Annotated in this window: 27 protein-coding genes and 1 riboswitch; of the genes, 9 read left to right on the forward strand and 18 right to left on the reverse strand. The window is 64.6% G+C overall.

Annotation, left to right across the window (positions count from 1 at the left end):
- Positions 1 to 199: 199 nt before the first annotated feature.
- Complete coding sequence (locus tag IVA87_RS31715) at positions 200 to 595, forward strand: response regulator (protein ID WP_008567674.1); 396 nt, start codon at positions 200 to 202, stop codon at positions 593 to 595.
- 171 nt (positions 596 to 766) lie between these two features.
- Here IVA87_RS31715 and IVA87_RS31720 read toward each other — a convergent pair whose 3' ends face one another.
- The 9 genes from IVA87_RS31720 to uvrC form a co-directional block, all read right to left on the reverse strand.
- Complete coding sequence (locus IVA87_RS31720) at positions 767 to 1,621, reverse strand: TIGR01459 family HAD-type hydrolase (protein WP_247299443.1); 855 nt, start codon at positions 1,619 to 1,621, stop codon at positions 767 to 769.
- Between the two features lie 15 nt (positions 1,622 to 1,636).
- Positions 1,637 to 3,109 carry an EAL domain-containing protein gene (locus IVA87_RS31725; protein WP_247299445.1) on the reverse strand — a complete coding sequence of 491 codons (1,473 nt, stop codon included), beginning with the start codon at positions 3,107 to 3,109 and terminating at the stop codon, positions 1,637 to 1,639.
- A 201-nt stretch (positions 3,110 to 3,310) separates the two neighbouring features.
- Positions 3,311 to 4,441 carry a YihY/virulence factor BrkB family protein gene (locus IVA87_RS31730; RefSeq protein ID WP_247299447.1) on the reverse strand — a complete coding sequence of 377 codons (1,131 nt, stop codon included), beginning with the start codon at positions 4,439 to 4,441 and terminating at the stop codon, positions 3,311 to 3,313.
- The gene (locus IVA87_RS31735) at positions 4,442 to 5,029 is read right to left on the reverse strand and encodes a phage holin family protein (RefSeq protein WP_247299449.1); all 588 of its coding nucleotides are present in this window, start codon (positions 5,027 to 5,029) and stop codon (positions 4,442 to 4,444) included.
- Between the two features lie 90 nt (positions 5,030 to 5,119).
- Positions 5,120 to 6,109 (reverse strand): 50S ribosomal protein L3 N(5)-glutamine methyltransferase, encoded by a 990-nt coding sequence (gene prmB / locus IVA87_RS31740; RefSeq protein ID WP_247299460.1) that lies wholly within the window; start codon positions 6,107 to 6,109, stop codon positions 5,120 to 5,122.
- Positions 6,109 to 6,576, reverse strand: a complete 468-nt coding sequence (locus IVA87_RS31745) for a molybdenum cofactor biosynthesis protein MoaE (protein WP_247299461.1) — start codon at positions 6,574 to 6,576, stop codon at positions 6,109 to 6,111. Before IVA87_RS31745 ends, prmB begins: the two co-directional genes overlap by 1 nt.
- Positions 6,577 to 6,663: 87 nt before the next feature.
- Positions 6,664 to 6,915 carry a molybdopterin converting factor subunit 1 gene (gene moaD / locus IVA87_RS31750; RefSeq protein WP_247299463.1) on the reverse strand — a complete coding sequence of 84 codons (252 nt, stop codon included), beginning with the start codon at positions 6,913 to 6,915 and terminating at the stop codon, positions 6,664 to 6,666.
- On the reverse strand, positions 6,912 to 7,529 hold the full coding sequence (gene pgsA / locus IVA87_RS31755) for a CDP-diacylglycerol--glycerol-3-phosphate 3-phosphatidyltransferase (RefSeq protein WP_247277561.1): 618 nt from the start codon (positions 7,527 to 7,529) through the stop codon (positions 6,912 to 6,914). The genes moaD and pgsA overlap by 4 nt, the downstream gene beginning before the upstream one ends.
- Positions 7,530 to 7,626: 97 nt before the next feature.
- On the reverse strand, positions 7,627 to 9,696 hold the full coding sequence (gene uvrC / locus IVA87_RS31760; RefSeq protein ID WP_247336881.1) for an excinuclease ABC subunit UvrC: 2,070 nt from the start codon (positions 9,694 to 9,696) through the stop codon (positions 7,627 to 7,629).
- 249 nt (positions 9,697 to 9,945) lie between these two features.
- On the opposite strand from uvrC, the gene IVA87_RS31765 reads away from it, so the two are divergent.
- On the forward strand, positions 9,946 to 10,569 hold the full coding sequence (locus tag IVA87_RS31765) for an outer membrane protein (protein WP_247299467.1): 624 nt from the start codon (positions 9,946 to 9,948) through the stop codon (positions 10,567 to 10,569).
- Positions 10,570 to 10,639: 70 nt separating this feature from the next.
- Here the strand turns inward: IVA87_RS31765 and IVA87_RS31770 are convergent, their stop codons facing one another.
- From IVA87_RS31770 to IVA87_RS31785, 4 genes are all read right to left on the reverse strand, one after another.
- Complete coding sequence (locus IVA87_RS31770) at positions 10,640 to 10,855, reverse strand: cold-shock protein (RefSeq protein WP_008544396.1); 216 nt, start codon at positions 10,853 to 10,855, stop codon at positions 10,640 to 10,642.
- A 251-nt stretch (positions 10,856 to 11,106) separates the two neighbouring features.
- Positions 11,107 to 11,967, reverse strand: a complete 861-nt coding sequence (gene rlmJ / locus IVA87_RS31775) for a 23S rRNA (adenine(2030)-N(6))-methyltransferase RlmJ (protein ID WP_247299469.1) — start codon at positions 11,965 to 11,967, stop codon at positions 11,107 to 11,109.
- Positions 11,968 to 12,156: 189 nt separating this feature from the next.
- The gene (locus IVA87_RS31780; RefSeq protein ID WP_247299471.1) at positions 12,157 to 12,861 is read right to left on the reverse strand and encodes a ribonuclease T2; all 705 of its coding nucleotides are present in this window, start codon (positions 12,859 to 12,861) and stop codon (positions 12,157 to 12,159) included.
- Positions 12,862 to 12,978: 117 nt separating this feature from the next.
- Entirely contained in the window at positions 12,979 to 13,440 is a 462-nt protein-coding gene (locus IVA87_RS31785) for a hypothetical protein (RefSeq protein WP_247299472.1), read from the reverse strand.
- A 184-nt stretch (positions 13,441 to 13,624) separates the two neighbouring features.
- On the opposite strand from IVA87_RS31785, the gene IVA87_RS31790 reads away from it, so the two are divergent.
- Positions 13,625 to 13,930 (forward strand): hypothetical protein, encoded by a 306-nt coding sequence (locus IVA87_RS31790; protein WP_247299474.1) that lies wholly within the window; start codon positions 13,625 to 13,627, stop codon positions 13,928 to 13,930.
- A 43-nt stretch (positions 13,931 to 13,973) separates the two neighbouring features.
- Entirely contained in the window at positions 13,974 to 14,504 is a 531-nt protein-coding gene (locus tag IVA87_RS31795; protein WP_247299476.1) for a DUF3617 family protein, read from the forward strand.
- Positions 14,505 to 14,568: 64 nt separating this feature from the next.
- On the opposite strand, the gene IVA87_RS31800 is transcribed toward IVA87_RS31795, so the two are convergent.
- From IVA87_RS31800 to IVA87_RS31810, 3 genes are read right to left on the reverse strand one after another with little or no spacing between them, the layout of a single operon-like run.
- Positions 14,569 to 15,957, reverse strand: a complete 1,389-nt coding sequence (locus IVA87_RS31800) for an ATP-binding protein (protein WP_247299478.1) — start codon at positions 15,955 to 15,957, stop codon at positions 14,569 to 14,571.
- A gap of 26 nt (positions 15,958 to 15,983) precedes the next feature.
- Entirely contained in the window at positions 15,984 to 16,715 is a 732-nt protein-coding gene (locus tag IVA87_RS31805) for a response regulator transcription factor (protein WP_247336884.1), read from the reverse strand.
- Complete coding sequence (locus IVA87_RS31810; protein ID WP_247299482.1) at positions 16,712 to 17,254, reverse strand: MarR family transcriptional regulator; 543 nt, start codon at positions 17,252 to 17,254, stop codon at positions 16,712 to 16,714. The genes IVA87_RS31805 and IVA87_RS31810 overlap by 4 nt, the downstream gene beginning before the upstream one ends.
- 340 nt (positions 17,255 to 17,594) lie before the next feature.
- Between IVA87_RS31810 and IVA87_RS31815 the strand changes: the two genes are divergently transcribed.
- The 4 genes from IVA87_RS31815 (at position 17,595) to IVA87_RS31830 (ending at position 21,089) form a co-directional block, all read left to right on the forward strand.
- A complete protein-coding gene (locus IVA87_RS31815) occupies positions 17,595 to 18,677 on the forward strand; it encodes a branched-chain amino acid aminotransferase (RefSeq protein ID WP_247336887.1) in 1,083 nt (360 codons plus the stop codon).
- Between the two features lie 92 nt (positions 18,678 to 18,769).
- Positions 18,770 to 20,284 (forward strand): histidine--tRNA ligase, encoded by a 1,515-nt coding sequence (hisS, locus tag IVA87_RS31820; RefSeq protein WP_247299486.1) that lies wholly within the window; start codon positions 18,770 to 18,772, stop codon positions 20,282 to 20,284.
- Between the two features lie 120 nt (positions 20,285 to 20,404).
- The gene (locus IVA87_RS31825) at positions 20,405 to 20,608 is read left to right on the forward strand and encodes a tautomerase family protein (RefSeq protein WP_247336890.1); all 204 of its coding nucleotides are present in this window, start codon (positions 20,405 to 20,407) and stop codon (positions 20,606 to 20,608) included.
- An 88-nt stretch (positions 20,609 to 20,696) separates the two neighbouring features.
- Positions 20,697 to 21,089, forward strand: coding sequence for a hotdog domain-containing protein (locus tag IVA87_RS31830; protein WP_247299488.1), 393 nt, complete (start codon positions 20,697 to 20,699; stop codon positions 21,087 to 21,089).
- Between the two features lie 15 nt (positions 21,090 to 21,104).
- On the opposite strand, the gene proC is transcribed toward IVA87_RS31830, so the two are convergent.
- Positions 21,105 to 21,929 carry a pyrroline-5-carboxylate reductase gene (gene proC, locus IVA87_RS31835; protein WP_247299490.1) on the reverse strand — a complete coding sequence of 275 codons (825 nt, stop codon included), beginning with the start codon at positions 21,927 to 21,929 and terminating at the stop codon, positions 21,105 to 21,107.
- A gap of 211 nt (positions 21,930 to 22,140) precedes the next feature.
- A complete protein-coding gene (locus IVA87_RS31840) occupies positions 22,141 to 22,641 on the reverse strand; it encodes a YbjN domain-containing protein (RefSeq protein ID WP_247277547.1) in 501 nt (166 codons plus the stop codon).
- A 430-nt stretch (positions 22,642 to 23,071) separates the two neighbouring features.
- Positions 23,072 to 23,245, forward strand: a riboswitch (FMN riboswitch).
- Positions 23,246 to 23,322: 77 nt separating this feature from the next.
- On the opposite strand from IVA87_RS31840, the gene IVA87_RS31845 reads away from it, so the two are divergent.
- Positions 23,323 to 23,895 (forward strand): 6,7-dimethyl-8-ribityllumazine synthase, encoded by a 573-nt coding sequence (locus IVA87_RS31845; protein ID WP_247299492.1) that lies wholly within the window; start codon positions 23,323 to 23,325, stop codon positions 23,893 to 23,895.
- Positions 23,896 to 24,224: the final 329 nt, after the last annotated feature.

Genomic DNA, 24,224 nt, shown 5'->3' on the forward strand with positions numbered 1-24,224 from the left:
GGCCGGACCGTGGCTCGACCGACCTGACCAAGTCAAGCGGGCGGAGCGGGACATTGAACACGATTTCAGTCCACTGGTGGCATCCGCAGTTAACGGGCTGTTTAACGCCTTGATGCTACTCCTTGAGGCGTGGAACTGCCGGGCTTCGCCTTGGCAGGTCCGATCGTAATATTCCTGCGTTTGCGTTGGGGGAGTCGAGATGGCGGTTGATTTGTCGATGCCGGTTCTGGTGGTGGATGACTACAGCACCATGATCCGTATCATCAGGAATCTGCTGAAGCAGCTTGGCTTCGAGAATATCGATGATGCCAGCGACGGTTCGGCAGCGCTGAACAAGATGCGCGGCAAGAAGTACGGGCTCGTGATCTCCGACTGGAACATGGAGCCGATGACGGGCTACGACCTCCTGCGCGAAGTGCGCGCGGATCCGAACCTCGCCACCACGCCCTTCATCATGATCACGGCCGAGTCCAAGACCGAGAACGTGATCGCGGCCAAGAAGGCCGGCGTGAACAACTACATCGTCAAGCCGTTCAATGCGGCGACGCTGAAGACCAAGATCGAGGCGGTCTTCCCGGACATGGCAAGCGCGTAAGGCACTTTGGTGTCCCGGACAAGGCGCGGCACATGAGTGACGCGACGCTGAGCCGGGATCCAGTCTATCCACGACGTCACTTGCGGCTTCCGGGCCCCGGCTCTCAGCGCTTCGCCATAGCGCGTCGAACACGCGCGTAAACGCGCTTATGGCGACCCGGGCACGATATTTCTACCACTTCAATTCGCGCATCAGCGCCTTCGGCGGATGGCCGAACAATTCCATCACGGACGCCGGGTCGAGCTGGTCGAGGCCCTCGAACTCTTCGGCATGAATGCCGCGGGTGACGAACAGGCAGTCGATGCCGAACTCGCGCGCGCCGGTGAGATCGGTGCGGACGGAATCACCGATCGCCAGCACCTTCCGCCGGTCGATCGGGTGGCCCTGGCGTTCACCGGCGAGCGCCATCGCGCGCTCATAGATCGGCCGGTGCGGCTTGCCGTAGAAGATCACCTCGCCTCCGAGCTCACGATAGAGCTCGGCGATGGCGCCGGCGCAATAGATCAGCCGGTCGCCGCGTTCGACCACGATGTCAGGGTTGGCACACACCAGCGTCAGCTTGCGCTCGCGCGCCTTCAGCATCATTGCGCGATAGTCTTCCGCCGTCTCGGTCTCGTCGTCATAGAGACCGGTGCAGACGATGTAATCGGCTTGCTCCAGCGGCGCGGTCGTCGCATCGAGGCCCCGATAGATCGAGTTGTCGCGCTCGGGGCCGAGCCAGAACATCTTGCGGCCGGGATGCTCGGCGACATAGAGCCGCGTCAGGTCGCCTGACGAGACGATCGCGTCATAGGTCTCGTCCGCGACGCCGAGCTTGCGCAATTGCCGCTGCACGGAGTCGGCCGGGCGTGGTGCGTTGGTAATCAGGATCACCGTACCGCCGCGGCTGCGATAGGTATGCAGCGCCTCGCAGGCTTCGGGGAAGGATTCGAGACCGTTATGGACCACGCCCCAGATGTCGCTGAGTATGACGTCGACGTCACCCACGAGCTGGCGCAGGCTTTCGACAAAATGCAGCGTGGTCATGATGCGTGCGGCCGATCAGATGCGGCGCGCGAGCGCGGCGTTGCCGATGATACGCTGTGACGGAGGCGCGGAAGACGTCCCGCCTGAACTGGGTGTACCGGAGCCATTGGATCCCTGGATGTCCTGCGCCGGAGTCGGCGAGGCCCCGCCGGTAGCAGATGCCCCTTCAGGCCGCAATGGCCGGGGCGGTGCGAACAAAAAGCCCTGGCCGAACCGCACGTCATAATCGAGCAGGTCGACCACCGCGCGCTCGCCCTCGATCCGTTCGGCGATCAGGTCGATGCCGAAGCGGCCGAGCAGGTCGGAGAGGTCGGACGGGTGGATGTCCGAGGCCGAGGCCTGCTTCGGATCGAGCAGCAGCGTGGCCGGCACCTTGATGAAGCGCACGCCGCGGTCGGCGAGCTCGCGCGGCTCGATGCGCAAATCCGTGACATGGTCGATCGAGAAGCGGAAGCCGCGCTGGGCGAGCGCGGCGAGATTCTCGGTCTCGGCCGGACCGAGGTTACGGAAGGTCGACTGCTTGAACTCCAGCACCAGCGAGGGCGCCAGCGCCCGGTTGGCTTCAAGGAAGTCGAGACATTGCGCGAAGGTGGTGGAATTGCCGAGCGTGGAGGCCGCGACGTTGCAGAACACGCCGACATCCTTGTTGCGCACCATCAGGCGCCGCAGCACCTGCACACAGCGCAGCATCACCATGTTGTCGATGCGTCCGATGAGCCCGGAGGCCTCGGCGATGCTGATGAACTCCTCCGCGGCGATCAGCTGGTCACGCTCATCGCGCAAGCGCGTCACGGCCTCGTAGAACCGCACCTTGCGCTGCGGCAGCGTCACCATCGGCTGGAGGAAGATATCGATGCGGTTTTCGTCGATCGCGTTGCGCAGCGTCGCCAACAATTGGGTCTGGTTGCGGCCGTTGGCGACCTGCGTCGGGACCGTCTGTGAAGGCCGCGGCTGCGCTGCGGGAGGTGGCGGGGCTACGGGCAGCGGTGACGGGTCAGCCGGCCGCTCGTCGATCGTCGCGCTCAGGTCGAGCGGCGCGGGCTCCTGTTTCTCGACCGGGCTTGCGGCTGATACCGGAGCGCCGCCAGCTAGCAGGTCTTCATGGGCCGAGACGGTGGTGGCGAGCTGCCTGACCAGTCCGCCGAGTTCGTTGATCTCGCCGACCACCGACTGGATGCGCTCGGCGTTGGTCGAATTGGACGAGGCGATGCGTCCCTCGATTGCAGCTAACCGGCGGCCAAACTCGGCCACCTGGCGCGCGAGGTCGGCAGTGCCGCGCGAAAGGTCGGCGATCTGGCCGCCGACGTCGCTGCGGTCGCGCAGCCGCATCGACACCGCGTTGTAGAGGATCAGGAAGGTCAGCGCGGTCAGCGCCACGATCGCGGATTCGGTTCCGCTGATGCCGGCGACCGAATAGAGCACGAGCCCGAGCGAGGCCGCGACCAGAACCATGCAGATGGCGATGAAGATCGTCGAAATGCGAATCATGCCGCGCGTTAAGCCTCTAGAGAGCTGACTGTCTCACCGGGAAAACACGGGCCGCCGTCCGACGCCTCACGTCTCATGCTCCCCCGAGCCATGTGAGCTTAACATCATTGTTGATTCGAGGGGATAGCAGCGTGCGGGCCGAGGTTGGCGCGCAAGCTTTGCAACCGGCGCTCACGATCAAGGGCGGACCGAATTGCACCGTCAGGACGGCGCGGCCGCGCCGACCGTGTCGGCCGAGACGGCTTCGCGGCTGCCGAGCGGCTTCGGCCGCCCGGTGGTCGTATCGCGCAGGGTCTGCCGCTCGATCTCCGAGTTCAGCTCGGCTCCGAACATGATGACGATCGCCGACATCCACATCCACATCATGAGGCCGATCGCTGCCCCGAGCGAGCCGTAGGTCGCGTTGTAATTGGCGAATTCTGACAGATACCAGGACAGCAGCGCCGAGCCGGCGATCCAGAGGATGGCGGCCGTCACGGCGCCGAGGCTCAGCCATTGCCAGCGCGGCGCGTCGCGGCTGGGCGCGAAGCGATAGAGGATGGCGAGCGCCACGAGCAGGATGAGGAACAGGAGCGGCCATCGTGCCAGCGCCACGATTAGCTTGCTTCCGGGCGCCATGCCGAGATGATTGAGCGCGAGCGGGAAGGCGACGACGGCGCCCACCATCAGCAACAGCGCTACGATGCCGCCGACAGTGAAGGCCAGCGACACCATGTTGAGCTTGATGAAGCTGCGCTTCTCGCGCTCCTCATAGGCGACGTTGAGAGCGTCGAAGATCGCCTTGACGCCGGCATTGGCGCTCCAGATCGCAAGCAGAAGCCCGAGCAGGAAGGTGGCCCCGAGCGTGGTGTTGCCATGCGACACCACGCGCGCGACCTGGTCCTCGACGATCTGGAACGAGCCCTCGGGCAGCATGGTCGCAAGCGTCTGGAGATTGGCGCTGATTGTCGCGGGATCGGCGAACAGGCCGTAAGAGGAGACAAGTGCCGTGACAGCGGGAAAGATCGCGAGCAGGCCGAAAAAGACGACGCCGCCTGCGGTCGCCAGCAGGCGATCCTCATCGATGCGCTGATAGGTCCGCCAGAAGATGTCCTTCCAGCCCGCCCAGGGGATCGTGAACGGGCTCTTGGCATGACGGCCGCGGCCGGGCTCCACGGCCGCGCTCGCCGGATGCGTTTCCGGTGAATTCGCCTCGGCCTTGCGATGGTCTTGCGGAGGCCCCGACCTGGCCAGGCCGGAGTCCTGGAAGTAGCGCTCCGCGGTGAGCACGAACACTGCCGTGGCCGCCACCAGCAGCCAACTGTCCATTTGCTCGGAGCGCCGCATCAGCATTCACGCTTCCAATCCGTGCCTGTGACGCCGCCGGCGTGCAGCCGTCAACCCGACCAGGCCGACGGCCGCGAGCATCAGGCCAAGTTGCACGGGACGGTTGGCGCGGTTCGGCCAGGCTTTGCTGTCGCGACCGCGTTCACCGGGTGCAAGCGGCACGAGGGGGATCGTCGTTGCGACCTCCTTCACTGCCTGCTTGATCGTTCCGCGAGGAATCCGCGGGGTGGCGATCGCAACCCGCATCCGGCTGGCGAGCGGCACGACCGGCTTGTCCCGACGCTTCACTTGAGCCAGAGCCAACCCGGCGCAGGTTACGGCGAGCACCAGCAGCAGGGCTCCGACGGCGCCAAAGCCCCAGAATTGCCCGTAGGTGATCGCAACCCAGCGGTACAGCGCGACCAGGCCGACAAAGAGGGCCGCAATGACGAATAGCCCGGCCATCGCGAACAGGCCGGCTGCGACCGCGTAGGACGTCGCCCGTCCGGTGGCTTGGTTGGTGCGGTCGCGCAAATACGATTGTGCGGCGCGTTTGAGGTGGTTGAGTTTGAGCGCCATGCCGGCGCGCAGCAATTCGCCCGATGGCGCGAGCATGTGGACATCCTCCGAGAGCAAGACAATTCGTCGGGGGATGAACGTGGCGGAATTTGACTTGTTCCGAGAGAGCGTGCCCGGCGTAGCGGATCAGCCGAGATCGGCGGCTGCGATCCAGAACACCTCGCCCTCGGAGTCTTCGGTGTCCAGCCAGAGCAGCGGTAGTTCCGGAAAGGCCTTGTCGACCAGTTCGCGGCCGCGGCCGATCTCGCAGACCAGCCCGCCATCCGGCGTCAGGTGATCGGGCGCCTCGCGCAGGATACGGCGCACCACGTCGAGACCGTCGGCGCCGCCGTCGAAGGCGAGCTTCGGCTCGGCCCGGCACTCCGGCGGCAGCGCGGCCATGCCTTCCGCATCGACGTAGGGCGGATTGGTGATGATCAGGTCATAGCGTGCATCGCCGAGCGGGGCGAACAGGTCGCCGCGATACAGGCTGATCCGGTTCTCGAGCCCGTATTCGCCGACATTTCGCGTGGCGACCTCGAGCGCGCCCTTGGAGATATCGACCGCGTCGACGGTGGCGTTCGGAAAATGATGCGCGGCGAGGATGGCGAGGCAGCCCGATCCGGTGCAGAGATCGAGCACGCGCTCGACCGCCGTGGGATCGTCGATCAGCGATCCGGCAGTCCCGTCGCGGCCAAAATGCGAGTCCAGCAGCTCGCCGATGAAGGAGCGTGGAACGATGACGCGCTCGTCGACATAGAAGGGTAGCCCGCGCATGTAGATCTTGTTGACGAGATAGGCGGCCGGTTTGCGGGTGGTGACGCGCTGATGGATGAGATCGAGAACGGTCTTGCCCTCGGCCAGGGTGACGCGCGCGTTGGCGAAAAGCTCGAACTGTTCGGGATTGAGATGCAGCGCCTCGCTGACCAGGAAGGCCGCCTCGGCGACCGGATCGGTGGTGCCGTGGGCAAAGGCGAGCTCGGCTTCGACAAAGCGGCTCACCGCATAGCGGACCAAATCGAGCAGCGTGAGAAGCTCACCAGGAGCGACCTTAGCAAGGCCGATCTTAGCAAGGCCGATCTTACCAGGTCTTGGCGCGGCGCGGCCACGCGCGGTCTTTTTGGATGCTCTTGCCATCAGGACCGGGTCCAGCGTGCGGCGGCTTCGTCGTCGCGGGCCTCGGCCGCGACCCAGCCGGTGCCGGCTTCGCTCTCTTCCTTCTTCCAGAACGGCGCGCTGGTCTTGAGATAGTCCATCAGGAACTCGGCCGCCTGGAACGCGGCCTGGCGGTGCTGCGAGGCGGTCAGCACCAGCACGATGTTCTGGCCAGGCATGAAGCGGCCGACGCGGTGAATCACCGTGACGCCGTTCAGCGGCCAGCGCGAGGTCGCCTCGTCGACGTGACGCTTGATCTCTTCTTCGGCCATGCCCGGATAATGTTCGAGCGTAAGCGCAGCGACCTTCGCGCTGTCCTCGTCGGCGCGGCAGATCCCCGAGAAGCTCACGACCGCGCCGATGTCGGTGCGGCTCTTGGTCAGGATTTCGATCTCGCGCGCGAGGTCGAAATCGTCCTCCTGGATGCGGATGCTCACGGGGCAGCTCATGCTCGTCCCGATCCGACGGTGCCAGACCTCTCCCCGGCGGGGAGAGGTGAGGTGGCACCGTACGCTGGTCTGTTCGAGAACATTGGTCTAGCCGCCGGTCATCGGCGGGAAGAACGCGATCTCGCGGGCGCCCGCGATTGCGGTGTCCGGCTTGACGTGGGCGTGATCGATCGCGGCGCGGATCACCTTCGGCTTCTCGAAGGCGTAGGCATAGGCCTCGTTCTGGCCGGACAGCCAGGCGATCAGCTCCTCGACGGTGCGCACCGTTGCGGGCGGTTCGATGGTCTCCTCGGCCTTGCCGACGCGCTCGCGCACCCAGGCGAAATATTTCACCTTCATCCCTCGTCCTCCTTGATGAGGTGATGGATGCCGGCGCGGAAATAGTCGTAGCCGGTGTAGATGGTGAGGATCGCCGAAGCCCACAGCAGCGCCAGCCCGATCATCGAGACCACCGGCACCACCTCATCGCCGGCCGGGCCCGCGAGCAGGAAACCGATGGCGACGAGCTGGACCGTCGTCTTCCATTTAGCGAGCTTCGTTACGGGCACGCTGACGCGCAGCGCGGCGAGGTATTCGCGCAGGCCCGAGACCAGGATCTCGCGGCACAGGATCACGATGGCGGCCCATAGCGACCAGCCATGGATGATGCCATCGGCGGCCAGCATCAGCAGGCACGAGGCAACCAGCAGCTTGTCGGCGATCGGATCGAGCATCCGGCCGAACGCTGATTGCTGATTCCAGATTCGCGCATAATAGCCGTCGAGGTAATCGGTCACCCCGGCGCCGATGAAGATGGCCACCGCCACCCAGCGCAGCCATAGCGGCCCGTCCATGATCGACTGCGCGTAAATGCATCCGACCACGACCGGGATCGCGGCGATCCGGCCGTAGGTCAGGATGTTGGGAAGGGACATCGAGCGCCTGGTTGCCCCTCGTGTCGTCGCGATGTTCATCCGTCCTACCAATACCGCTGGTGCCTGAACGTCAACCGTCCCGCTCTCCAAATGAGGCGCGGACGCAACGATCATATGACCGCGGCCCCCCTTTAGTTCATCCCGGCTGGGGATGGAAATACTCGAAAATCCTGCGGGCGCTTTCGGCGCTCACGCCCGGAACCTTGCCGAGATCAGCGATCGAGGCCCGCTCGATCTCCTTCAGGGTTCCGAAATGATGCAGCAAGGCACGTTTACGTGACGGCCCGATGCCGGGGATCTCCTGCAAACCGGCCTCGCGGATGTCCTTCTTGCGCAGCTTGCGGTGCGAGCCGATGACGAAGCGGTGAGCCTCGTCGCGCAGGCGCTGGATGAAATAGAGCACGGGATCGCGCGGCTCCAGCTTGATCGCCTCGCGCTCGGGCATGAACAGGGTCTCGCGGCCGGCATCCCGGTCCGGTCCCTTGGCGACCGACATCAGCGACACCTGGGTCAAGCCGAGAGCTGCAAAGATCTCGCGGACGGCGTTGAGCTGGCCGCGGCCGCCGTCGATGATGACGAGGTCGGGCCATTGCGGGAAATCGTCGTCCTTCGCCTTGGCCACGCCTTCCTCGGGCGGATTGATCAGTCGCTTGAAGCGTCGCTCCAGCACCTCGCGCATCATGGCGTAGTCGTCGCCAGGCGTCAGCCCTTCCGACTTGATGTTGAACTTGCGGTACTGGTTCTTCACGAAGCCGTCCGGGCCGGCAACGATCATGGCGCCGACCGCATTGGTGCCTTGGATGTGGCTGTTGTCGTAGACCTCGATGCGCTTGGGCACGTGCGGCAGGCTCAGCGTCGCGGCCATGGCCTCGAGCAGGCGGCTCTGCGTCGCGGTGTCCGCGAGCTTGCGGCCGAGCGCCTCGCGCGCATTGGTCAGCGCGTGGGTGACGAGCTCCTTCTTCTCACCGCGTTTGGGCGCGGTGACCTCGACCTTGTGGCCGGCTTTGGTCGACAGCGCACTGGCGAGCAGCTCGCTCTCCTCGATCTCGTGCGAGAGCAGGATGTTCTTCGGCGGCGGCTTGTCGTCGTAGAACTGGGCGAGGAAGGAGCCGAGCACCTCTTCGGGGGTAAATGTCTTTTCCGCGCGCGGGAAATAAGCGCGGTTGCCCCAGTTCTGTCCGGTGCGGAAGAAGAACACCTCGACGCAGGAGAAGCCGCCCTCCTGGTGGATGGCGAACACGTCGGCTTCCTCGACCGTGCGCGGATTGATTCCCTGCTGCGACTGGATCGCCGACAGCGCGGCGAGGCGATCGCGATAGAGTGCGGCGCGTTCGAATTCGAGCTCGCCGGAGGCCTTCTCCATCTCGCCGGCGAGCTCCTGCTTCACCGCATGGCTCTTACCGGAGAGGAAGTCGGTCGCTTCGCGCACCAGGGTCGTATAGCCGGGAAAGTCGATCTCGCGGGTGCAGGGCCCGGCACAGCGGCGGATCTGGTAGAGCAGGCAGGGCCGGGTGCGGCTCTCGAAGAAGGAATCGGTGCAGGAGCGGATCAGGAATGCGCGCTGAAGGGCCGTGATGGTCCGGTTCACGGCGCCCGCCGCGGCGAACGGGCCGAAATAGCGCCCCGGCCGGGTCTGCGCGCCGCGGTGCTTCAGGATCTGCGGCGCCCAATGGTCGCCTGTGATCAGGATGTAGGGAAACGACTTGTCGTCGCGCAGCTGCACGTTGAAGCGCGGCCGCAGCTGCTTGATGAGGTTGGCTTCCAGCAGCAGCGCTTCCGTCTCGGTTGTGGTTGAGACGATCTCCACGGTCGCCGTGGCGGCGATCATGCGCAGGATGCGCGCCGGCTGGGGGGCACTCTGGCGCGCGTAGTTGGACAGGCGCTTTTTGACGTTCTTGGCCTTGCCGACATAGAGAACGTCCGCGTTCGCATTAAGCATGCGATAGACCCCGGGCGAGGTGGGGGCGAGCCGGACCGCGCGCTCGATCGCCTCATGACCGGTCGCCAGCGGGCCCTCGCCGACCGCGCCGCTCTCTTCCAGGATATCCGGCAGCCGCGCATCGTCCTCGTCGTCACCGCTCGCAGTCGCGGGATCGAGGTCCGGTGGCGCCATGTCCGTTTCCGGATGTTGGGCGTTCGGTGCGGTGACGCGCACGGGTTTGCGCGTACGTGCATCGTCCGGATTGTCGGGGGAATCGTGAACCATGGTGCGAATTTAGGGGCTGGGGGTGCCGATTTGAAGTTCCGGCCGTGGCGCACGCACAGGATGGCGGGCGCAGTTCCCGGTAACGCTTGGTTAAGCCTGTTAATAGCGCGGTAACCCGGCTTAACAGCCCTTTAACTTAAAGCTCTCGATAAATCTTACGCGAAAAAGTGGTGGTTCCGTAACCATGCGGTCTGGCTTTGCGCGGCGGCGCAGGCATCGCGGGGGCGGTAGTTTGCGTTGGAGTGTGTGATGAAGGGGCTCGTTGTGGGCGCAGCCGCGTTGGTTGCTGCCGGCTGGACAGCTTCGGCAGGGGCCGCCGATCTCAGTTACGGGCAGCGTGCGCCCTATACGGTCAATCAGCCGCTCAATGCGTACAGCTGGGCCGGTCCTTATCTAGGCGGCAACGTCGGCTATGAATGGGGTTCGGTCGACAACAATCCCTCAAAGCCTTCCGGCTTCGTCGGCGGCGTGCAGGCCGGCTATAATTTCCAGAACGGCCCTTGGGTGTTTGGCGTCGAGGGCGACATTCAGGCCGCCGGTGCCGACGATACCTTCGCGCCGTGGAAGTTCTCCAATCCGTGGTTCGGCACCCTGCGCGGCCGCGCCGGCTATGCCTTCAGCAATGTGCTGTTCTACGGCACCGCTGGCCTCGCTTTCGGCGAACTGCGGGCGCAGACCTTCGGCTGGACAGAATCGCACACCACCGCTGGCTGGACCGTCGGTGCCGGCGCGGAAGTCGGCCTTGCGCCGAACTGGACCGCCAAGCTCGAATACCTCTACATCGATCTGTCGACGAGTCAGTTCGCAATTACGGGCGTGTCAAACGGCTATAGCGCCAGCGTTGTCCGCGCAGGCGTGAACTATCACTTCTGATAGCTGAAGAAGAAAAGACCGGACCAACCTCCCGGCCGCTAGCGGCCGGGATTTTTTTAAGCCAGGCTCGCTAGGAGAGGATGACCAAATTGACCGCCTTCGGTCCCTTCCCCTTCTTGTCCGGTTCGACTTCGAAAGTAATACGCTGTCCTTCGGCAAGGTCCTTCAGTCCCGCCCGCTCTACGGCGGTGATGTGAACGAAGACGTCGCGGCCGCCGTCGTCCGGCTTGATGAAGCCGTAGCCGCGCTCGCCGTTGAAGAACTTGACCGTTCCCGTCATGGCCATCGGGAAACTCCCCCTCATTGCTCCTCCGCCGCGGCGCAGACTCGCGTCACGACATGACCGGACCTTACGAAGCCCGGGAGCTGGCCATCCTTGGGCGGACCTCATAGGTCCGGCCGGATCTTTCTTGGGCCTTCACTCCGCCGCAACCATTCGCGGAAGCGGAACGTAAAGCCAGTCACGGAAACAGCATAATACGGTTCGTCGCAGATTGACTACCGTTCCTGCATATTTTTCCCAAGAATGCCGGAGTGTTACGGCCTCGGCACCTCCAATCGGAATCTGGCAGCGCCGCCCTGGCCGAGCGGCATTTCGAGCTCGGGCAGGATGGTCTTGAGCTCACCGTGCAGCGTGTAGGGCGGGTTGACGATGAGGAGACCCGTGGAGGTGAGGGCCGCGCCATCGAGCTGCGGCGCCACACTGAATTCGAGGCGCAGGCATTTTCCGGGCGGCTTTGCTGCGGCTGCGAGCCGGGCCACCGTTTGCGCCAGCGTGTCGGTGGCGCGCCGGTTCTTGGCCGGATACCAGATGACGTAGATACCGGTCGGCCATTTCGCGAACGCCGCTGAGAAGGCCTCGCCAAGCCGCTCGAACTCGTCCTTGGCCTCGAACGGCGGGTCGATCAGCACGAGGCCGCGCCGCTCCTTCGGCGGCACGAAGGCGGGCAGTGCCATCCAGCCGTCGAGATCGACCACGCGAGCCTGCTCGTCGCGGCGCAGCACGTCGATCAGCGCTTTCCGCGCCTTCGGCTCGAGCTCGCAGGCGACGAGGCGGTCCTGCGGCCTGAGCAGGCCGCGCGCGATCAGTGGCGAGCCGGGATAGGCTTTGAGCTCGCCCTTCGGATTGAAGGCGCGGACGATGTCAAGATAGGGCTTGGTCAGCGCCGCGGTCTCGTTCGACAGGCGCGCCTGCATCAGCCGCGCGATGCCGGTCAGCCACTCGCCGCCACGGCGCGCCTCGTTGCTGTCGAGGTCGTAGAGGCCGGCGCCGGCATGGGTGTCGATGACGCGGAACGCCGCCGGCTTGTCCTGCAAATAAGTGAGGATGCGCGCCAGCACGATGTGCTTGATGACGTCGGCGAAGCTGCCGGCATGGAAGGCGTGACGGTAGTTCATGACGGAGAGTTACGACATCGCGAGGCGAAAGTAACGGCCGTCATTTCGGGGCGGTGCGCCAGCACCGAACCCGGAATCCATTTCTTTGAGAACGCGGACAGATGCATTCCGGGCTCGCGCTTCCGCCTTCGCTCTTCGGGCTGCGGCGGACAAGCCGCGCGCCCCGGAATGACGATCCGAGGGCTCGCTCTACCCACCCCTGATCGGCGGCATCGTCACCTGCTCGCGGCGGCAGGTGCGGCGCTCGAGCTCGTCGCAGGCGCGGAATTGCAGGTCCTTGCTGAGGCAGATGCGGACCTCGGACAGCCGTGTCCGGTTGCAGGTGACCGAGATGGCGGCATTGCTGAGGCCGGGATTGGCCTTGATAAAAGCGTCCTCGACCTCCGCCGGCGCCACGGTCTTGGCCTGCGACAGATCGAGATATTCGGCCGGGATCTTGATCGCGGCGCGCGCTTTGCGGATCGTTTCGAAATAGCTGCGGCTCTCGAGCCCGGAGCAGGTGCCGTGCTTGTCCCATTCGTTGAAGATCAGGCCCGGCGCCGGCATCAAGTCGAGCATCGAGGAAACGATGCCGCGGTTCAGCCGCGGTGCCGGCCGCTGGCAATATTCGGGGAAGCCGTTTTCATATTGCGGCCACAGGCCATGCACCACGAAGGCGTAGGGCCGCCCGCTGCACTGCATCTGTGAACGGCCGCTGCGCTCGGCCGCTTCCTCGCAGAAGGAGGGCGACCATGACAGCGACAGCACATAGAAATCGAACTCGCCCGGCGCGTTTTGCCGCTTGTCCTGGGCCTTTGCGCCACCGGCGAACGAAGCCAAGCCTGCGGCAAGGATCAGGGGAAGGGTCAGCGAGATCACCAGGCGGGAGAACGAATGCAATCTGGAATGAAACATGGCGACGCCCCTCAACTAGACTGTGCAATGAAGCCTAGCAGGCGATAAGAACATTTCAAGAACAAAATTCGGGCCACCGCCGTTCGGTCGCCGGATCGGCCCGAAGGGCCCTTGAAATCAGGGCTTGGCGGCGCGGCAGGCCGGATTGTAGGCCCAGTTACGGTCGACTCCGACGACGCACCATTCGACACCATTGCCGTAGCCGGCAAAGCCGCCATCCTCGATAATCGAGAAATGCACCTTGCGCACCTTGCCGTCATTGAGCATGGCGTCGCCGGTGCAATAGCGGCGCGGAATGTTGTCGGACTGCCAGGGCCGGAAGGCGGTCTCGCGAACGGCGGAGAAGCCGGTGATCTTCAACGAGGAATTCCAGAACGAGCTTTCCTTCTCCCAGAACTGGGTGGCGATCGTCGGCAGCGCCTTGTCGCAATCGGCGACGGCGCCGTCGTAACGTGGCCCACTCAGCCAGAAATTCGTCTCGAGCGGATTGGCGGCCCTGGCCTCACCGAGCGGCAGCGCCCCGAACGTGAGGCCGAGCACGGCGGCAAAGCGGAGCGATTTCAGGGAGGGGGCGCGCATGGGCAATCCGGACTGCTGGGTCTTGCGAAGATGGGACCGTGCCGCGAAGGCTCGGCGGGGTCAAGTGCAGCGCGGCAACACTTCGCCAGGAGTTGACCACAACGTCGCGCTCGGCATGGCTTCCGTTCTTTCCACTTCCATCGCAGCACCGTAAACTGGCGGCCAGCCAATTGGAGTGACGGGAATGCGAATCATTGCGGCCGCGGGTCTTCTCGCCAGCCTGGTTGTCTCGGGTATGATGGCGAGCCAGTCGGCGCGCGCCGATATCCTTCCAGTGCCGCCGTTCAAGGGCAACGACACCGGCGGCATCATCGCCTATTCGATGGCGACCCAGGTCGATGCCCGGCAGGTCGCGGTCGATCACTGCGCGCGCTACGGCAAGGTCGCCAAATTTCTCGCGGTGCAGGCCTACGAGGGCGGCTACATCTCGTTCTCCTGCCGCTGGGTGCCCTATGGCGCCGCCGACCAGCCGATCCGAACGCTGTACTGAACCGCGGTCGTAACGCCGCAATCTCTCAGCCGGGAGCTCCCAGATGACGCGCAAACTCGCTTTGCTCGGCTCGGCCGCCTGTCTCGTGTTGTCGGCAGGCAGCGCCAGCGCCGACGATCTGCCGCTGCGCAAGGCCGGCCTTTGGGAAATGAAGCTGGTCACGACCGGCTCGCCCGTGCCCGAGATGACCATGCAGCACTGCACCGACGAGACCGTCGACAAGGAGATGAGCAACAACGTCTCCCCGATGGCCAAGCAGATCTGCGCCAAGCAGGAGATCAAGAAGACCGCGACCGGCTATGTCAGCGATTCCGAGTGCAACGTCGCCGGCGTCAGCACGACCTCGCATGCCGAGATATCAGGCGATTTCAACTCGGCCTATACGGTGAAGACCTCCTCGCATGCGCAAGGCGGCGTCGCCGGCACGGCAGGGCGCGATAGCACCATGACGCTCGAAGCGAAATGGCTCGGGGCCTGCAAGCCGGACCAGAAGCCCGGCGACATCGTGATGCCAGGCGGCTTCAAGATGAACGTGCGCGACGTGGATAAGCTGAAGGCACTGCTGCCGAAGTAGCGAGATCGTAGCCGGAAAACCGGTGTGCTCCCTCGCCCCGTTCTTACGGGAGAGGCAAGAGCAGTTACACCGGTATTCTCACGCTCGCCCTCAATCCTCCCATCGGGCTGTCGCCGAGCGTGATGTCGCCGCCGTGCGAGCGGGCGATGTCGCGGGCGATCGCGAGACCAAGGCCCGTGCCGCCTTCGTCCTGGTTGCGGGCGTTGTCCAGCCGCAGGAACGGCTTGAACACCTCTTCGCGCAAATGCGCGGGAATGCCCGGCCCGTCGTCGTCGATCGTGACCGTGAGATAGCGGTGATCGCGCTGGCCGGTGATGGCGATGGCCTTGCCGTAGCGCGCGGCGTTGGTGACGAGGTTGGCAAGGCAGCGCTTGAACGAGGCCGGCTTCACGGTCACCACTGGCAGGCCGTGGAACGCCACGGTCGCGGTGTGGCCGTGCCGTTCGGCGTCGCTGCGCAGCTCTTCCAGGGCCTGGGCCATATCGGTCGGCTGCGATTGCTCGCCGGAATCGCCGCGGGCAAAGGCAAGGTAATCCTCCAGCATCATCGACATCTCGTCGACGTCCTTGCGCATGCCCTCGAGCTCCGGACTATCGCCGATCAGCGCCAGCTCGAGCTTGAAGCGGGTCAGGATGGTGCGCAGGTCATGGCTGACGCCAGCCAGCATTGCGGTGCGCTGCTCCATCGTGCGCTCGATGCGCGATTTCATCTCGAGGAAGGCGACGGAGGCGCGCCGCACCTCGCGCGCGCCTCTGGGGCGGAAATTCGGCGCCTCGCGGCCTTTGCCGAAGCTCTCGGCGGCATCGGCGAGCCGCAGGATCGGCTTGATCTGGTTGCGCAGGAACAGCACCGCGACGATCAGCAGGATCGAGGACGTGCCGACCATCCAGAACAGGAAGATTTCCGAGTTCGAGGCATAGGCGGCGCTGCGCTGGGCAAACACGCGCATCACGGCATCGTCGAGCTGGATGCGGATCTCGACGAGATTGGAGCGGCCGACCGTGTCGATCCAGAACGAACGCCCGATCTGGCGGCCGAGCTGCACCGACAGGGTCTGGTCGAGTAGCGAGAAGAACGGCTTCGGTCCTGGCGGCGGCATGTCCCCGGCGGGCAGGAAATCGACGACGAGGCCGAGCCGCTGCTGGGCGATGCGGCGGATCTGGTCGCGGTCCTTGTCCTGCGGATAGCCCTTGTAGACGTCGATCAGCGCGGCGATGTCCTGCACCACCGCCGCGGACAGGCGGCGAGTCACCGTGTTCCAGTGCCGCTCCATGAACACGAAGGCGACGACCGATTGCAGGATCACCATCGGCACGATCATGATCAGCAGCGCGCGCGCATAGAGGCCGGTCGGCATCCAGCCCTTGAATGCGTTGCCCATCCAGCCATTGGCGGCGGAGACGCGGTCGGCGGCGCTCTTCAGAAGCGTCAGGCCCGTATCGATCGTGCTCATCGGTGGCGCTTCACTGCTCTATGGCTTTAAGGCAAGGCCACCAGCCGGTAGCCGATGCCGCGCACCGCCTGGAGGAACAGCGGATTGGCGGGATCGGTCTCGATCTTGCGCCTGAGGCGGTTGATCTGAACGTCCACGGCGCGCTCGTTGACGCTGCCGTTGCCGGTCAGCGCGCTGCGCGGCACGGTTTCGCCCGGCGTCTCCGAGAGGATGCGCAGCATCTCGCGCTCACGGTCAGTGAGGTGAATGACCTCATCGCCCTGGCGCAGCTCGCCGCGATCGAGATGGTAGACGTAGGGTCCGAAAGCGATCTTCTCCACGGTCGCGGCCTGCGGCGGCGGCGCGGCGCGCTTCAGGATGTTGTTGATGCGCAGCGCGAGCTCGCGCGGCTCGAACGGTTTTGCGACATAGTCGTCGGCGCCGATCTGCAGGCCCTCGATGCGCGCTTCTGCCTCGTGCCGTGCCGTCAGCATCACGATCGGCACCGAGGACGAGGTGCGGATGAAACGGGCAAGGTCGAAGCCGGTCTCGCCGGGCATCATGACGTCGAGGATCAAGAGATCGAAATGCAAGCCCATGAGCTTGGCGCGCGCATCGCTGGCGCTGGCGGCGGTCGAGACGCGGTAGCCTTCGCTGGCGAGAAAGCGCGACAGCAGATCGCGGATGCGGCGGTCGTCATCGACCAGCAGCAGATGCGGGGCATCGTCGGCGGGTTGCACCGGCGGGCGGGCGAGCGTGGCAGCGAGCGGCACGGTCACTCCTTGGCGTCGTGGTTGACGGAAGCGAAGATCGTCTCGAGCACCTTGTCCGGATCGTCGCGATCAATCATCGCGCGCAGGAAGCGCTTGACGGTCTCGGCATCCTGCGGACCCATTTCGGCAAGCGCCTTGTTGATCCGCGTGGTCTGCAGCCCGGCAAGCTTCTGCACCAGCGCTTCGCCCTTCGGCGTCGCATAGAGCAGGCGCTGGCGACGGTCATTGTCGCCGGTCTTCTGCACGATATAGCCCTCGTCGAGAAGCTGCTTGAGCACGCGGCCAAGCGATTGCTTTGTGATGCGCAGGACGTCGAGGAGGTCGGCGACCTTGAGGCCGGGGTAGCGATAGACGAAGTGCATGACCCGGTGATGGGCACGGCCGAAGCCGAAGGCCTCCAGCTCCTGGTCGGGATCGCCGACGAAATCGCGATAGGCGAAGAACAGCAGCTCGATGATATCCCAGCGCAAATTGTTTCCATCGCCTGCGGCCGGCCGAGGCTCGGCGGCGTCTTGAGACGGACTCGCGAAATTTATGTCAGGCATATTGACGTATCTTAGGTTCAATGTTACAAAACGATTGGCCCGCACGAAATTTTAGATCGTATCGCGACGGGCGGCGTCGAAGCGGGGACGGCGGAAACAGCCGGACAGGCGACGACGGCCGGAGCAGATCTACCGTGCGATTGTCGAGCGGCATTTCGACAAAACATACTGGACTTCCGCCTTCCGCAAAAGCATGTCCTCGGCGACATGCTGGCCACGGGAAACCGGCCGTAACAAGGCTGGCGCCGGTCCAGCCAGACACCTAATGAAGCCAGCCGGCCCCGAACAGGGGCGGGCCGGTGCCAGAACAGCGCCGATACCGGCAGCGGGAGCCAAGGACATGAGCATGACATTCGACATCCAGCCCGCATCCAATCCGACTCCTGAGAAGGACCGCGTCGCCAAGCTGGTGGACCCAGGGTTCGGGCGAGTCTTCACCGATCACATGGCGATCGTCCGCTACAATCAGGCCAAGGGCGGCTGGTACGAGGCCAAAATCGAGGCGCGCGCCAACTTCCAGCTCGATCCGGCCGGCGCGGTCCTCCATTACGCTCAGGAAATTTTCGAGGGCCTCAAGGCCTACAAGCGCGACGACAGCGGCGTGAACCTGTTTCGCCCGGATGCCAATGCGCGGCGATTCAAGGACTCGGCCGACCGCATGGCGATGGCGCAATTGCCCGAGGATGTCTTCATCGAGGCGGTCGAGCAGGTCGTGCGCATCGACCGCGCCTGGATGCCGGGCGGCGAGGGCAGTCTTTACCTACGGCCCTTCATGATCGCGAGCGAGACCTTCCTCGGCGTCAAGCCGTCATCCGAATACATCTTCGCGGTCATCGCCTCGCCGGTCGGCTCCTATTTCAAGGGCGGCCCTGCACCGGTGTCGATCTGGGTGTCCGAGAACTACACGCGCGCTGCGATCGGCGGCACCGGCGCCGTCAAATGCGGCGGCAATTATGCCGCAAGCCTGCGCGCCCAGGCGGAAGCGATCCAGCATGGCTGCGATCAGGTCGTGTTCCTCGATGCGCTCGAGCGCCGTTACATCGAGGAGCTCGGGGGCATGAATGTCTTCTTCGTGTTCGACGACGGCTCGTTGTCGACGCCGCCGCTCGGCACCATCCTGCCGGGCATCACACGCGACTCCATCATCACGCTCGCCCGCGATGCCGGAAAGACGGTGCGCGAGGAGCCCTACCCGCTCGACCAGTGGCGCAAGGACGCCGCCAGCGGCAGGCTGAAAGAAGCCTTCGCCTGCGGCACTGCCGCCGTGATCTCGCCGATCGGCAAGGTGCGCTCGGTGAGCGGCGATTTCGACATCAGTGGCGGCGCGGCCGGCCCGGTCGCCATGGGCCTGCGCAAGCAGCTCGTCGACATCCAGTACGGCCGCACCAACGATCCGCACAACTGGATCCGCAAGGTGTTTTGAAGCTTTTATCTTCTCCCCTTGTGGGAGATCTCCCGCGAGAGGAGAGGGCAAGAACGGTTGCCGCCTTGCGCGTCGGCTGGTAAACGCCGCGCATGGCCGAGAAACCCAAAAAACCCCAGAAATTGAAGGCGCGCCTGCCGCGCGGGCTCGAGGATCGCAATCCCGCCGCGATACGCGCGACGCGCGAGATGGTCGAGAAGATCCGCGCTGTTTACGAGCTCTATGGCTTCGAGCCGGTGGAGACGCCGGCGATGGAATTCACCGATGCGCTCGGCAAATTCCTGCCCGACCAGGACCGTCCGAACGAGGGCGTGTTCTCGTTCCAGGACGACGACGAGCAATGGATCAGCCTACGTTACGATCTGACCGCGCCGCTCGCCCGCTACGTCGCTGAAAACTTCGACACGCTGCCAAAGCCCTATCGCAGCTACCGCGCCGGTTACGTGTTCCGCAACGAGAAGCCCGGTCCCGGCCGCTTCCGCCAGTTCATGCAGTTTGACGCGGATACGGTGGGCTCGGCGACACCGGCGGCGGATGCCGAGATCTGCATGATGGCCGCGGACACGATGGAGGCGCTCGGGATTGCACGCGGCTCCTATGTCGTGAAGGTGAACAACCGAAAAGTGCTCGACGGTGTTCTGGAAGCCATCGGGCTCGGCGGCGACGACAACGCGGCACGCAGGCTGACCGTGCTCCGCGCGATCGACAAGCTCGACAAGTTTTCCGCCGACGAAGTGCGCAAATTGCTCGGTCCCGGACGATGGGACGGTGGCGAAGAAGGCAAGGGCGACTTCACGAAAGGCGCCAATCTAAGTGCGGCGGAGGCTGACGTTGTTCTCGCCATCACCAAGCAGCGCGATGATTGGAAAGAAGCCATCGCCGCCGCAGAAACCTACCTCGCCAAGAGCGAAGTCGGTCAGGCCGGCGTGAGCGAGCTGGAAGAAATTGCCAAGCTGGTCACGGCCTCGGGTTACGGCATGGATCGCATTCGCATCGATCCCTCCGTCGTGCGCGGCCTCGAATATTACACCGGCCCTGTCTACGAGGTCGAACTCCTGCTCGACACCAAGGACGAGAAGGGTCGCCCGGTGCGCTTCGGCTCTGTCGGCGGCGGCGGACGTTATGACGGACTCGTTTCGCGCTTCCGCGGCGAGCCGGTGCCGGCGACCGGTTTCTCCATCGGCGTGTCTCGCTTGCAGTCCGCACTGACGCTGCTCGGCAAGCTCGACACGCGGCCGGAATTCGGGCCGGTCGTCGTCACCGTATTCGACCGCGACCGCGTCGCCGACTATCAGAAGATGGTCGCTTCCTTGCGCACCGCCGGCATCCGCGCCGAGCTCTATCTCGGCAATCCCAAGAACATGGGCAATCAGCTCAAATATGCCGATCGCCGCAACGCGCCCTGCGTCGTCATCCAGGGCTCCGACGAGAAGGCGCGCGGCGAGGTTCAGATCAAGGATCTGATCGAGGGTGCCAAGGCCGCCGCTGCGATCGCCTCCAACCAGGAATGGCGCGAGAGTCGACCGGCGCAATTCTCGTGCAGCGAGGCCGATCTCGTCGCCAAGGTGCGCGAGGTCTTGGCGCGCCATGACGTGAGCTGGGGCTAGCCATTCGCTCCATTCGTCATGCGCGGGCTTGACCCGCGCATCCATCTTCCAAATGATGGGATTGCCGGATCGAGCCCGGCAATGACGAATAGATGATCAACGACGAGCAGGGAGCAGACGATGCCTGAGATCACAATCAGCATGGCCGAAGGCCGCACCGACGGGCAGAAGGCCGGCATGATGCGCGACATCACCCAGGCGCTCGTGAAGAATCTCGGCGTCGACGCCGATGCCGTCGTCATCCAGATCAACGAGGCCCCGCTGCGCCACAAGATGAAGGGCGGCAAGACCTTTGTTGAGCGCGCGGCGGCTGCGAAGAAGTGACGCGTTAGTTCATTCCGGGGCAGCCCGTCAGGGCGTAATCTCTGGCTTTTCGCGTTCGCGCTTTGCGCCTGGAATGACGAGAAAGAACATGGACGCACGCGACTTCATCACAATCGGCATGAGCGCAGAGCGCACGCTGGTGGTGCCGGTGGAGCGCACGGTCGGGCATTTCGTGCCCGGCATGCCGTTTGTTTATGCGACGCCGATGATGATCCTCGAGATGGAGATGACCGCAAGCGATGCGATCCGCTCCGCGCTTCAGCCCGGCTGGGTCACTGTCGGCACCGAGGTTGACATCCGCCATCTCGCGGCAGCTCGCGTCGGTGCGACGGTGCGGACCACAGCGAAAGTTGTCGCGGTCGAGCGCCGCGTCATTCGTTTCGAGGTCGAGGCGTTCGAGGGCGCCCGCAAACTCGGCGAGGGCCGCCACGGGCGCGGTCTCGTCAATGTTGAGATGTTCAACAAGCGACTAGGAGCGTAGCTGCGAGGCCGTTAGCTACTTCGCCAATTCCTTCGACCGCTTCGTCGCGGCCGCTATTGCGCGGATCATCAACTCGCGCAGGCCGGGCTCGCCCATCAGCACGTCGAGGGCGGCAGCGGTGGTGCCACCGGGAGAGGTGACGTTCTGGCGCAGCGTGCTTGAAGCAAGCTCGGACTGGTGCAGCAGCTCGCCGGAGCCGGCGACGGTCTCGCGCGCAAGCTTTGTCGCCAACGCCTCGGGCAAGCCCGCTTCCACACCGGCGCGCGCGAGCTCTTCGGCGAGCAGGAAGACATAGGCTGGCCCTGAGCCGGAGACTGCGGTGACCGCGTCCATGAGGCCTTCATCCTCGACCCATTCCACCGAGCCGGTGGCGCGCAGCAGCGCATCGGCCACCGCGCGCTGAGCCGAGCTGACATGTTGTGCGGCGACGGCGACGGTGATGCCGCGGCCGATTGCGGCCGGCGTGTTCGGCATCGCGCGCACCACGGCGCGGCCGCAGACCTCTTCAAGCGAGGCGATCGTGATGCCTGCCATGATCGAGACCACCGACGTCTTGTCCGAAACGAATGGTTTCAGCTTGGCGCCGGCCTCGCGGAACATCTGAGGCTTCACCGCGACGACCAGCGTCTCGACCGTGCCCGCCGCTTTCAGGTCAGGATTGAGCGCAACGCCCTTGGCGGCAAGCGCGGTGATCTCGGGCGAGAGGTGCGGATCGATCACCGCAACGCGGCGCGGATCGAGCCCGCCCGCGAGCCATCCGCTCAGCATCGCGCTGCCCATCTTGCCGGCGCCGGCAAGGAGGATGGTGCCGGTGATGTTTTGGAGGGTGTTGTTCGCCATCGCTGCTGCCAAATCCGTCGTCCTGGCCAAAGCCAGGACCCATTTCCCCAGGTGGTTCTAGTGGATGGAGGGCAGAGCAACAAGCATCGCAAGATACGGAGAGCCCTCGCGGCATGGATCCTGGATCTGGGCCACGATAGCGCTTCGCGCCGTCATCGCTTGTCCAGGACGACGAAGGATGGGCGATGCCCTCCTCACGCGCTGGGGCGCCTTACGCCTCGCCCACCGTGTCGAACATCGCCGCGTCCATGGCTTGCGCGGTGGTCTTGCCGGCCCACACCACGAACTGGAACGCCGGGAAGTAGCGCTCGCAGGCGTGGATGGCGCCCGCGAGCATGGCTTCGCATTGCGCGGTGGAGGCGGTGAGGCCGCCCGGCAGCACCAGCGCCTGGCGGTGCATGATCATGCCGGTGTTGGTCCACAGGTCGAAATGGCCGACCCACAATTGCTCGTTGACCGCGGCGACGAGCCGCTGCACCTCGCCCCGGCGCTGCAGCGGGATCTTCATGTCGAAGGCGCAGGCCAGATGCAGCGCCTCGATCTCGCCCATCCAGGTGAAGGAGAGCTGGTAATCGGTCCATTGTCCCTTCGAGACAATCGTGAGTTCGTCTTCGCCGGAGCGTTCGAACGGCCAGTTGTTGCTGGCAGCGATATCCTCGACCACCGCGAGCGGATGGCTCTTGGAATCGATAGTGCCTTCGAGCAGGGACATGCCGTCTCGACCTCTTGCCTTCTTGTTGTTTTGATACGCACGCGGTTGGCCCGGCGCGCGCTCCCTAAACGTCGCTACGGCGATCCCTAGGGTCGCTCTTGCGATCCCCTCGGATCAGCGCGGGCCTGTCGCGGATCAAGTGATGTGATTTGCGGAATCTGCGCAACCGCGTCCCGAGTCCGTCCACAAGCCAGGACTCGTTCGTCCACAGCTCATCTCCGCCATAATTGTTAACGGGGAGAGACAAAACCGGACGAGGGAGAACAAACCGGAATCGGATTCGGGCGGCCGACGCCAATTGCTAATTCCGTCCCGCGAGGCCGCTCCCACCGCGACGGCATGGGACCATGCGCTTTGCCCATGCGGAACGCGCTTGCCGCAACGGCTCGCCGGCGGCATATTTCCTGGTAGGCCGTTCATCCCGAACGGCCGATGTTCTCAGGGCGGGGTGAAAGTCCCCACCGGCGGTAAGGGCCGAAAGGCCCAAGCCCGCGAGCGCCTTCCTCAGGTTCTTTCCTGAAAAGGATTTTGCCGAAGGGAAGGGTCAGCAGATTCGGTGCAACTCCGAAGCCGACGGTCAAAGTCCGGATGAAAGAGAACGGTCGGTGGCAGGCGCATCGCAAGATGCGGCTGTTTGTCGTTCCGTGTGCCCTGATTCTGGTCCTTAAACCGAGGAAAGCCATGAATCAGATGTTGCAAGATCCCCAAGTCCAAACCTCCAAAGTCGAAACTGAAGTCGCCGAACCGCCGGTTCCGCAAGGACCCGCGCCCGAATACCCGCGCTTCGCAAAGCCGCAGCGGGTGGCCTTCGTGCAGGCCTGCTGGCACCGCGACGTGGTCGAGGAGGCCCGCCTCGCCTTCCTGAAGGAGGCAGAAGCGCGGCACCTCACCCATGTCGACGTGTTCGAGGTGCCTGGCTCGTTCGAGATCCCGCTGCATGCGCAGGTCCTCGCCAAGACGCGCCGCTACACCGCGATCGTCGCGGCCGGACTCGTCGTCGATGGCGGCATCTACCGCCATGAATTCGTCGCCGACACCGTGATCAAGGCGCTAATGGACGTGCAACTCCGCACCGAGGTGCCGGTGTTCTCGGCTGTGCTGACGCCGCAGCAATTCCACGAGACCGAGGTGCACTACGACTTCTTCCGCAAGCATTTTGCGATCAAGGGCGCGGAGGTCGCGGCCGCCTGTGCGGAGACATTGCTCGGCCTGGAACGTCTGCGCGGCCAGGTCGCGGCGGGGATCGTGGGGTAGGCAGACCGCCGTAGGGTGGGCAAAGCGCAAGCGTGCCCACCAGCTTCATCGAAAGAGAAAGGTGGGCACGGCGTTGCGCCTTTGCCCGCCCTTGTATTAGCCTGATCGGTTATGTTGAGCCGTTCCGTGAGGAATGGCCCAGCCCGGGTGGCCGCCGAGCTGGGTCGCCGTTCGATCGGATCGGTGCCCACCGAAGCCTTGAGGGCTGTCTGGCATAGCGAGATCGCGACCGGCACTTCATCGGGACCCGAATGGTTGAACGAACTTTAGGTTCGCATAACAAGGGAGGGATCGACGAAGATGGCCAAGCATAGCACGATCTGTGCCGG

Source organism: Bradyrhizobium sp. 147 (genome assembly GCF_023073935.1).
Classification (GTDB): Bacteria; Pseudomonadota; Alphaproteobacteria; order Rhizobiales; family Xanthobacteraceae; genus Bradyrhizobium.